Genomic DNA, 1,123 nt, shown 5'->3' with positions numbered 1-1,123 from the left:
TGTCCAGGCGCCACAGCCGCGCGTCGGAGATGTCTGCGATCCGCGGGGAGAACTGGTAGCCGCAGATCGCGAAGAGCCCGAAGACAAGGTCGCTGTACGAACCGGTGTCGGTAATGACGATCTCCGGGCGGACTGGGCCGTCGAGGTTGAACATCGCGTCCAGGATGCCGAGCGAGTCTCGCAGTGTGCCGGGCATGACGACACCGCCCAGGGCCGCGGACGAGTTCGGGTCGTCGGCGGGCGATGCCGGTGGCCAGGTACGCGCCGTAGGAGCCGCCGGCGAGCAGGACCGGCGCGTCGACGTGGTGGTCGAGCCACCCGCACACGGTGTCCAGCACCGCCTGGGACGTTGGTGGGCAGTCCGTGGGGCTGTCGCCGTGGCCGGGTAGGTCCAGGTATGTCTCTCGCAGGCCCGCGCCCGCGAGGGCTGGGGCGAACGCGGCAGCCGTGGCGGTGCGGGTCATGCCGAACATCGGCAGGCACACCACCTCTGGTGCTGTGCCCGGTGACTGGTCGACTGCCAGGTTCATTGTCGGGCTCTCCCCTGCTGGCCGGTGCGGTCCGATCCGTACTCCTCGTCAGGAGTTCGGTTGCCCGCCGTGAATGTGGGTGAGGGTGGTCTCGGCGCTGGCGTACCTGCCTCCCTGGGGCGCGCGGGAGTCGATGGGGTCGTCGGCGCCGACGACGTGTGCGGCGTGGTCTTCCGCGTTGTCGACTGGCGTGTAGCCCAGTTGGATGCCAGCGTCGAGGTCCCAGAACCGGCGGGTGTTGGCCGACACGGCGTAGGCGGTGGCGAAGGAGACGTCGGGTGCGGTGATGGCCGCTCGGATGAACCCGAGGCAGTCGCGCGGGCTGAGCCAGGTGGCAAGATATCGGGCGTCGTCTGGTCTGTCCTCGTAGCTGCCGATGCGCAGGCACACCACGGACAGGGCGAACTTGTCCGCGTACAGGCGGGCGAGCGCCTCGATTGCCACCTTGCTCACCCCGTAGAAGCCGTCCGGTCGGACCGGGTCTTCGGGGTTGACGGTCTTTCCGACGGGGTGGAAGCCGGTGACCCGGTTGCTGCTGGCGAGGACGACCCTGTCGACCTGTTGCCGGCGGGCGGCCTCGAGGACGTGGAACG

Annotated in this window: 3 protein-coding genes; 1 reads left to right on the top strand and 2 read right to left on the bottom strand. The window is 69.4% G+C overall.

Features of this window, described 5'->3' with window-relative positions:
- Positions 1-196: Tn3 family transposase (locus tag KBX34_RS33085; protein ID WP_210928994.1), on the bottom strand; the 196-nt coding region annotated here is incomplete at its 3' end.
- Between KBX34_RS33085 and KBX34_RS33080 the strand changes: the two genes are divergently transcribed.
- Positions 195-389 carry a hypothetical protein gene (locus KBX34_RS33080; RefSeq protein WP_210928993.1) on the top strand — a complete coding sequence of 65 codons (195 nt, stop codon included), beginning with the start codon at positions 195-197 and terminating at the stop codon, positions 387-389. The genes KBX34_RS33085 and KBX34_RS33080 overlap by 2 nt on opposite strands.
- A gap of 189 nt (positions 390-578) precedes the next feature.
- Here KBX34_RS33080 and KBX34_RS33075 read toward each other — a convergent pair.
- The coding region (locus tag KBX34_RS33075) for an NAD(P)-dependent oxidoreductase (RefSeq protein WP_210928992.1) at positions 579-1,123 on the bottom strand (545 nt) is incomplete at its 5' end.

The sequence above is a fragment of the Micromonospora sp. M61 genome (genome assembly GCF_018070245.1).
Lineage (GTDB): Bacteria > Actinomycetota > Actinomycetes > Mycobacteriales > Micromonosporaceae > Micromonospora > Micromonospora zamorensis.
The sequence above is the reverse complement of the archived record's forward strand: the minus strand, read 5'-3'. Positions and strand labels throughout refer to the sequence as shown.